The organism is Pseudomonas meliae (assembly GCF_001400515.1).
GTDB classification, from domain to species: domain Bacteria; phylum Pseudomonadota; class Gammaproteobacteria; order Pseudomonadales; family Pseudomonadaceae; genus Aquipseudomonas; species Aquipseudomonas amygdali.
In genome coordinates, this window is sequence record NZ_LJQT01000303.1 from 22,432 (window position 1) to 29,592 (window position 7,161).

General features: G+C 47.3%; 10 protein-coding genes. 5 read left to right on the forward strand and 5 right to left on the reverse strand.

What is annotated here, in order from left to right; translation table 11 throughout:
- The first annotated feature begins 470 nt into the window (after window positions 1-470).
- The 3 genes from ALO64_RS14180 to ALO64_RS14190 are packed head-to-tail and all read left to right on the forward strand — an operon-like array spanning window position 471 to window position 1,534.
- Window positions 471-701 (forward strand): hypothetical protein, encoded by a 231-nt coding sequence (locus ALO64_RS14180; RefSeq protein ID WP_004668272.1) that lies wholly within the window; start codon window positions 471-473, stop codon window positions 699-701.
- Window positions 688-1,014: a type II toxin-antitoxin system PemK/MazF family toxin gene (locus ALO64_RS14185; protein ID WP_044345395.1), complete on the forward strand. Its 327-nt coding sequence runs from the start codon at window positions 688-690 to the stop codon at window positions 1,012-1,014. The genes ALO64_RS14180 and ALO64_RS14185 overlap by 14 nt, the downstream gene beginning before the upstream one ends.
- 43 nt (window positions 1,015-1,057) lie before the next feature.
- Window positions 1,058-1,534 carry a hypothetical protein gene (locus ALO64_RS14190; protein WP_044345396.1) on the forward strand — a complete coding sequence of 159 codons (477 nt, stop codon included), beginning with the start codon at window positions 1,058-1,060 and terminating at the stop codon, window positions 1,532-1,534.
- 329 nt (window positions 1,535-1,863) lie between these two features.
- On the opposite strand, the gene ALO64_RS14195 is transcribed toward ALO64_RS14190, so the two are convergent.
- On the reverse strand, window positions 1,864-2,154 hold the full coding sequence (locus ALO64_RS14195) for a type II toxin-antitoxin system RelE/ParE family toxin (RefSeq protein WP_044345398.1): 291 nt from the start codon (window positions 2,152-2,154) through the stop codon (window positions 1,864-1,866).
- Window positions 2,142-2,432, reverse strand: a complete 291-nt coding sequence (locus tag ALO64_RS14200) for a CopG family ribbon-helix-helix protein (protein WP_044345400.1) — start codon at window positions 2,430-2,432, stop codon at window positions 2,142-2,144. Before ALO64_RS14200 ends, ALO64_RS14195 begins: the two co-directional genes overlap by 13 nt.
- Before the next feature lie 376 nt (window positions 2,433-2,808).
- Here ALO64_RS14200 and ddp1 point away from each other — a divergent pair, with 376 nt between their 5' ends.
- Complete coding sequence (gene ddp1 / locus ALO64_RS14205; protein ID WP_044345402.1) at window positions 2,809-3,348, forward strand: DNA distortion polypeptide 1; 540 nt, start codon at window positions 2,809-2,811, stop codon at window positions 3,346-3,348.
- A 2-nt stretch (window positions 3,349-3,350) separates the two neighbouring features.
- Window positions 3,351-4,514 carry a MobP1 family relaxase gene (gene mobP1, locus ALO64_RS14210; RefSeq protein WP_044345404.1) on the forward strand — a complete coding sequence of 388 codons (1,164 nt, stop codon included), beginning with the start codon at window positions 3,351-3,353 and terminating at the stop codon, window positions 4,512-4,514.
- A gap of 7 nt (window positions 4,515-4,521) precedes the next feature.
- On the opposite strand, the gene ALO64_RS14215 is transcribed toward mobP1, so the two are convergent.
- The 3 genes from ALO64_RS14215 to ALO64_RS14220 all read right to left on the reverse strand — a co-directional run bounded on the left by ALO64_RS14215 (window position 4,522) and on the right by ALO64_RS14220 (window position 6,516).
- On the reverse strand, window positions 4,522-4,851 hold the full coding sequence (locus tag ALO64_RS14215) for an FxLYD domain-containing protein (RefSeq protein WP_044345406.1): 330 nt from the start codon (window positions 4,849-4,851) through the stop codon (window positions 4,522-4,524).
- A gap of 667 nt (window positions 4,852-5,518) precedes the next feature.
- The gene (locus tag ALO64_RS24405) at window positions 5,519-5,797 is read right to left on the reverse strand and encodes a plasmid stability/partitioning protein (protein WP_082303496.1); all 279 of its coding nucleotides are present in this window, start codon (window positions 5,795-5,797) and stop codon (window positions 5,519-5,521) included.
- A 65-nt stretch (window positions 5,798-5,862) separates the two neighbouring features.
- Window positions 5,863-6,516: a division plane positioning ATPase MipZ gene (locus tag ALO64_RS14220; protein ID WP_044345408.1), complete on the reverse strand. Its 654-nt coding sequence runs from the start codon at window positions 6,514-6,516 to the stop codon at window positions 5,863-5,865.
- Window positions 6,517-7,161 lie beyond the last annotated feature (645 nt).

A 7,161-nucleotide genomic window follows, 5' to 3' on the forward strand; every position in this document is an offset into this window, starting at 1 on the left:
TACGGGATAGCACCTGCCTCTGGCAGACTTAACCACAGGATAAGCTACTGAATTCAAATAACATTTAATGCTTTCCCCATTTCCGTTAGAAAATATTTAATCAAAAGATATAGAAAAAGATTCGCGTACGACCCTTCTCCCTGTGTGGATAACTTTTTGGGCCCTCGAAGCAAAATCACAAGCAACGGCCAGAGCATTCGTGCTGCGCACTCACCCGCCTCAACCCCGCAAGCGGGGACCCCTTTCGGCGGAGAAAATCCAAAGCGGATGCTTTCGCACTCAGGGCAGAGCCAAAGCAAGAGCGCCAGAAGCTCGTGAGCGCGCCGAGAAGGCGAAAACTCAAAAAATCCTCACACAGGGGTGGCTAGACCACTGATCGAACCTTAGACGGGCTCCTAGAGGCTTGCTTGTTTTCGTGATTGCATTGAGAATACTACGTTATACGCATAACGCATAAAGAGGTTGTAGCCATGCACAAGCGAATGACAATTACGCTGGATGAGGATGTTTACGATGGGCTGTACAGAACGGTCGGTAAACGCAAGATGAGCCAATTCATTGAGGACTTACTGAGACCCCACGTTGTGGGTAAGTCACTTGATCTTGGCTATCAAGCTATGGCGGCAGACACGGCACGCGAAACTGCTGCAATCAACTGGTGCAATGCCTTGTCCGAGGATATGCGCGATGCTTCGCGGTGAAGTCTGGTGGGTTGAATTCGATCCTTCTGTTGGCAGTGAGATTAAAAAAACGCGGCCAGCAGTGATCGTGAGCAACGATTCAGCTAACCGCCATTTGGCACGGGTCGTTGTTGTACCGTTAACCAGCAGTACCGAGAGAACGTATCCCGGTGAAGCGCTCGTAACGCTTGAAGGGCAAAGCAGTAAAGCGATGGCCGACCAGATAATGGCAGCGGACAAGAAACGTTTAAAAAACCGGTTAGGTAACCTGTCCAAGGTTGATATGGTAGCCGTTGAAAATGCTATCAGTGTCCATTTGGCGATGCCGCTTTGATCGAACACTAGGTTAGCGGGCAACGAGCTTTAGGAGATATCGCATGATGACTCATGATGAGTTGATAAATGAACTACATGAAATTGTTGATGTTTGTTCGCGTATTCGTGGCGAGTTTAGAACATTGATGACCAGCGCGATAAATGAATTTCTCATGGAGCTTTTGGCAGAAAAAACCATTGACCAGGCCCTTCACTCAGAGCTGGTCAAAACATTAGAGTCAGGCTGTTTTACATTCGATTGTCATTGGGCTGTCAGCTTGTCACCGGGCGGCGAGGCTAGAGGACCCTTGGAGGCAGAGGCGCGTCATTTATTGGATATGGCCGTAGAAGTCGCTGTTTTTGAGTCAATACTCGATGAGTTGGATGAGGATATGAACTCAGTGACGATTTCGAATGTTGAAGCCGAAATTGACGCGTTCGCTGGCAAAATAGGCTTAGACTTTGCAGATGGACGTTTAAAGGAAATTCACTATGATTTTCTTTTAAATTGGATTGAAACTATCTTATTGATATTTTGAATTCAGGGCGCAATTGGGGTGGGTGGCCAATGGCCAGATATTTTCATGACCTGAACCCAGGCGGCTGTCAGAAAGGGATAGATAACTGATAGAGGCACTACCTATGGAACAGATGATTGATTACGCGCCGTTGGCAGCACTAGTGATGTTGGGCCTAGGCTACATGGCGGCTTTTTTACCTACCAAAGGGTAGCCGGAAGTAAGTAGGGAGGCTTTCTGGCTTGACGCTCGGCGTCAATTGTTTCGACCATTGCAAGACCAGCATGCTGGTCGAAAACCCTCTCGGTATTTTTTTCGTGATGCCTTGAGTGTACCACTGAAAACCAGCATCAATAACCAACTTCTTTTTGATGCCGGACCGCTACGACAACTATTTCGCTTGTGTCGTAGCGGTATAGAATCACATAGCCACTGTCGCCAAAATCAATTAACCATTCCCGATACTCGGTTGCCATCCTATCGGCTAGCCTACCTACTTCCGGTTGTTCGGCAATAATCCTAATATCCTCCCTGATAGTTTTAACTGCTCGTCTTGCGGCTTCTGGATTATTTAGCGCCAAGAACCGATAAAGGCGTTGAATATCGCGCAACGCAGAGGGCGACCAGATCAGTTGTGGCATGCAGGTGGCTCTACGTCTTTACCTTCTTCCAGTTGAGCTAACCATGTCTCGACTTCTTCCAGAGTCAGATGCATACCGGTGGCCTTATATTCATTCCATGCGTGAATAGCTTCTTGCTGAAACGCCTGACGCTTTTCTTCGCGCTCAACGTACTGTTTTATAGCTTCGCGCATCATCCAATGCGGTGTCCGCTGTTGTGATTTTGCAAGCTGCTGGATTCGATCACGCATCCCTAAATCCAGTTTTACTGCCATGGGTTGATTTTTTGCCGCTTTCATAAGGAATAACCTCTGGGTATAGAAAGGTAATACCTCATGATAGAATCATTAGGTTTTTCTGTCGAATCCTCAGCGCCGCCGAAACTCGTTTCGGCGGGTGATGTGGATTGAACAACCGAAGCGCAGCGCAGGGCGTTAGGCATGAGGCTTTTCATCAGAATAGGCCGTTGGCTACACGCCGTGTTCACGGATTAGCCCATGCTCAGCTTGCTTTTCAGCTCTTCGTGCGTTAAAGATAGCATGATGGAAGGGCGAAAATTTTAAGATCGGATGCGGATGCGGATGCGGATGCGGATGCAGGATAGGGAGAGTAGCCCAAATTGACGCCACTTTGTGGCTCAATTTGGGCTGTCTCCCCGCTGCCGGAGGCTCTTGTATGAGTGCAAAAACTGAAAGAAAGGTGTGCTTTAGAATCAGTAATGAAGCGCATGAACGGGCGGTCGCTAAAATATCAAAGAGCGGTACGACGATCAGTGCTTTATCGAAGCTGTTTGTGCTAAGAATTGCAGAAGAAGACAGCCTCGAAGAATTCAATTTAAGTGAAAATAGCGAACGGCTTAGATTTTCGTTATCAACGGAAGAAAAAGAAGCGATTGCCTATCACGCACGGTTGAATGACTGGTCCATGTCCAGGGAATGCCGGTTCAGGATTGTTTCATCGCTGTCGGCTTCGCCGAAATTATTGCCTGATGAAATCAAGAAAATAAGAGGACTCAGGGCAGCCATTGATGCGGTTGGTCGTAACATTCGCCATATGATGTTCCAATCGAAGAAGCTCGACGTGAACGACGCGGCGTTTCTTAAAGAAATTGAAACATTGAACAGCTATATGGCCATGGCGATTAAGAAAATAGATGAGTTGCAGGAGGTCTCTGTAGATCGCTGGAGCTTTAACCGTAAGGGCATGAAGGGCTAGTTATGGGCGTGCATGTCGAAAAAGAATGGCGAGTCAAAAGGGCGCGTGCCGATAAGGCGTCAAAGAGCGCTTTTGCATTTAAAGTCAATCAACACAAAAAGAATAATGGCAAGTCAACCGGAGCTATTCGACAATTACCCAGTAAGGAAATGATGGTAAAAGTCACTGGCTCAGCTTCCACCGCTAGCGGTATTAAAAACGCCATAGACTACATGTCTCATGATGGGGAACTCAGTCTCTATGACGATGAAGGTAATGAATGGAATGGATCGGAAGGGCTTTCCGAATTGAAGGACAACATGATTCACTCAGGAACCATTGCCCCTACTGCAAAGGCAAATGAAGACGCGGCCCAGCTTAAAAAGCAAACACATAATATTGTGTTCTCGCCGCCCCCCTCAGAAAAGGTGTCGCGTGAGGAACTGTTTGATACAGTGAGGGAAACACTTAAAGAAAAATACCCTGACAATGCGTTTGTCATGGCGTACCACGACAATACGGAAAAACCACATGTCCATGTGGTATTGAAAATATCGGACAAAAACGGTCAGCGGATGGACATCAAGAAACAAGACCTGCGGCAATTGCGCACCACCATGAGCCTAAAGTTGCAAGGGCTTGGCTACAATGTGAAAGCCACCCATAAGCGTGATTTTGCGTTGAAAGACCACCTTAAACATGGTCCTGAGCGGACACGTAACCTGTACGAAGTGGTTGAGTTTGGATCAGCCAGTTATCAGTTCGACAAAAAAAACAAACGTTCGAACTATATCACCTACAAGACCCTCAATGGACAAAAAGAGGTGACCGTATGGGGTAAGACGCTGCTTGAGGAAATCGAACGGGAGAAAGTCGAGGTGGGTCATGTCATCAAGCTTAAAAAGGAAGGCGCTGTAGCCGTTGAGGTACCATCGTATGATAAAAATGGCGAAGTCCAGGGCTACAAGACAGTCAAGCGCAACGAATGGAAAATTGAAAATACCAGTATTGACGGGCCGGATATAACAGTCACAATGGCAGAAAAGTTAGAAAAAGCAGGAAAAAAAATTAACCTTCATACCCCTGAGCGTCTGAAAAAGCAGATGAAAGAGAAACTCCAATTCACTGAGGTGAAGGAAGAGGTGTTGCGGCCCAAGATTAAACTCGGGCCTAGGTTGAAATTCTGAGCGGTGTTCAGTAAGTGTCAACCTTGACCAAAACGAAGTGGTCATACGGGACGGTCACACCGGCGCTGAATTTCCATGTGTCTTTGGGTGCCAGGTTACTGGCAGTGGCAATGGCGTTGCCTACCAGAGCGTTATTGGCGTCGTACAAATTGAAATGTACGAAAACGTTCCCTAGTGCTTGATCCTTGGTGTTGGTTGCTGTACCTGTAATGTATGAAATCGACGGCGTTTGGCCTGGAACTGCTTGCAGGTGGCCTACAGTTACGGGTGATGGTTCACTGGCGATAACCGCCGCTGAAAACACCATGCCGGCGGCAAGGGCGTAAATTGCTTTCATAGGTTCGTCCTTTGTTTTATTGAGGGTCCAGAGATTTTTTACCTCACAATTACTTGATACGCAAAGAGTTTCACAAGACTTAGCCTGACAGGCTGGGTTCATCTTTGGTGCCGTAAATGAATCTACGAAGACAGTTAACTTTCATGTTTCAGCCTGACCCGGCTAGCTGTAACATAGCGGATGCGACTCAGATGGTCCTGTCCTTTCCAGTGTCTATCTCCGAATACCAACAGCTTATACCGACCGTCTGGCATCGTCTTGATGACATGGCACGGCATTACGTAGGTTTTCGTCCACCGGCAAACGTGCTGGCAGATCAATTGATGCGTGGCATTCGCTGCGGTCGGCACATCCATCGTGGTTACTCCGGCGAAAAAAATCGATTTGTTGGCCCAATGGGAGCGAAGCTGAGATTTGCGACACTTGGGCCTCTAAAGGCGGCTAAGCCACTTCATCAGCGCTTCTGCCACGCATGGCGGGGCCATGTGACCGGCGAACTCTCGCAGCAAGTACAGGTACTTCGGGTCTGGAAGCTGGCATAGGGGTAGGTTACGGACTGTGTTATAGTCTCGCTCGGACATAATATTTCCCTCTTAGGATGCGTTGTGTTCCACGCTGGGGATGGTTCCCGCCATGCCCCGGCATCTATTACGGTGTCACATCAAATCTACGTCATTACCTGTATTAAGAAGCGCGCTTTTTCGCTGTCGGATAGTGATTCAAAGGCGAGCAAAGATGCTCGTATGATTGTAATGCGCGTCTTCCCTGTTTCTGTTGTTAATTTGTTCAAGCCATTCAGAGTGTTTTCATCAAACCGGAATCCTACCATCGTGGATTTTTGTTTTTGATTGGGTCGCCCATCTCCCTTCACAATGAATTCAGCAACGGACTTCGATTCAGTCGTTGCTGTTGAATTGTTGTGTTTTTTGATTTTACTCAAATCCATATTGAACCACCGAAGTCCGCCAGTTAATGATCAATCTTTGATTAATCATATCTGCTATTCAATGCTTAATCAAGCTTTGTTTGTATCTCGGTGAACAGTAGCTCGAGCTGGCCCTTCGCCTTGGAGGCGTTTTTTGCCCGTACCTCATGAACGCCCAATCCTTGGTTTATGGCCTTCTCGTAAGGCCTCAAATCAGAAACACATGAGCGTAATGGGGGTAGCATCTCAGGATTGGTTTTAAGGTACTCAGCGAGGTCTTGAGCATCAGTGTTGAATGATGATGTTGGGCATCGGTTGAAGAGGGTGAAGCCTTGCACACTGGAATTTTTTTTCTGTGCTTCTCGGACGATGGAAGACAAGCCATCAAGCGTAGCGATTTCAAGCAGTGAGGATGGTTTGGCGGGTGTGAGAAATATGTCAGCTACGGTAAGTGCACTACGCAGCTCCATGCTGTCATGGCCCGCAGTGTCTACAAAAACCACATCAGTGACAGTCTCTAGCTTCCGAATGTCTTTGCTTATGTCGCCATAGCACGTCATGACCGGGATATCGGGAACGTCTTTTTCTGCGCGAAATCTCGTCCAGACCTCCAGGTCCTGATTTTTATCAGCCCTCACTATGGCAACAGAGGCTGTTTTTTTTTGGAGCATTACCGCGAGATTGGCAATGAGAGTGGTCTTGCCTACACCCCCTTTGTGGGAGCCGAAAAGGATAATCATGGTGCTGGATACCTAGATAATCAATGAATAATCAAATGTGATTCATCTGCGACTAATCTATGATTAGTCACTAATGAATAATCATAGATCACTCTTTGATTAATCTCAATCGATTATTCTCTGATTAACCTATGATTAATCGCTCATGAATAATCATCGATCATTCTTTGATTAATCTCAATCGATTATTCTCTGATTAATCATTGATGATTCGTAGCTGATTGGCCGCTGTCATAAGCAAGGTAGCCAATGCCATATGGCTCAAATGGGTAGTTCTTTCATGGATGGCTCTTTAGGGTTGCGTTTAGGTAAATTGAGCCATGGCTGATAAGCCAGGCCTACTTGGGTATACTTAAATGAGACATAAGCGGCGCGCGCTCACTCGCAATTAATTCCGGTTTGCTGGATCGGATAGACGCAATCAATCCATCAGGAAATTGCGCTTAACTGACTTCCCTGTTCCATTGCCCCCGGCCCCCCTCTCCGCCTTCGCTACGAACAGGGGCTAGCCCCTGAAGCCCCGAGGTGCTGCAAGGAAATTGCCTCCGGGACCTGACAACCGCAGTGCTGCTCGATGTGGGTCCGTTGCGGTAAAGCTGGGTGATCAGGTCGCTGACGGAAATTTCGGCGGTTTGTGATTAGAAC

What these genes read in the sequence shown, in the direction of transcription:
- ALO64_RS14180 (WP_004668272.1), top strand. Translation starts at nt 471, where the DNA reads ATGCACAAGCGAATGACAATTACGCTGGATGAGGATGTTTACGATGGG.
- ALO64_RS14185 (WP_044345395.1), top strand. Translation starts at nt 688, where the DNA reads ATGCTTCGCGGTGAAGTCTGGTGGGTTGAATTCGATCCTTCTGTTGGC.
- ALO64_RS14190 (WP_044345396.1), top strand. Translation starts at nt 1,058, where the DNA reads ATGATGACTCATGATGAGTTGATAAATGAACTACATGAAATTGTTGAT.
- ALO64_RS14195 (WP_044345398.1), bottom strand. Translation starts at nt 2,154, where the DNA reads ATGCCACAACTGATCTGGTCGCCCTCTGCGTTGCGCGATATTCAACGC.
- ALO64_RS14200 (WP_044345400.1), bottom strand. Translation starts at nt 2,432, where the DNA reads ATGAAAGCGGCAAAAAATCAACCCATGGCAGTAAAACTGGATTTAGGG.
- ddp1 (WP_044345402.1), top strand. Translation starts at nt 2,809, where the DNA reads ATGAGTGCAAAAACTGAAAGAAAGGTGTGCTTTAGAATCAGTAATGAA.
- mobP1 (WP_044345404.1), top strand. Translation starts at nt 3,351, where the DNA reads ATGGGCGTGCATGTCGAAAAAGAATGGCGAGTCAAAAGGGCGCGTGCC.
- ALO64_RS14215 (WP_044345406.1), bottom strand. Translation starts at nt 4,851, where the DNA reads ATGAAAGCAATTTACGCCCTTGCCGCCGGCATGGTGTTTTCAGCGGCG.
- ALO64_RS24405 (WP_082303496.1), bottom strand. Translation starts at nt 5,797, where the DNA reads ATGGATTTGAGTAAAATCAAAAAACACAACAATTCAACAGCAACGACT.
- ALO64_RS14220 (WP_044345408.1), bottom strand. Translation starts at nt 6,516, where the DNA reads ATGATTATCCTTTTCGGCTCCCACAAAGGGGGTGTAGGCAAGACCACT.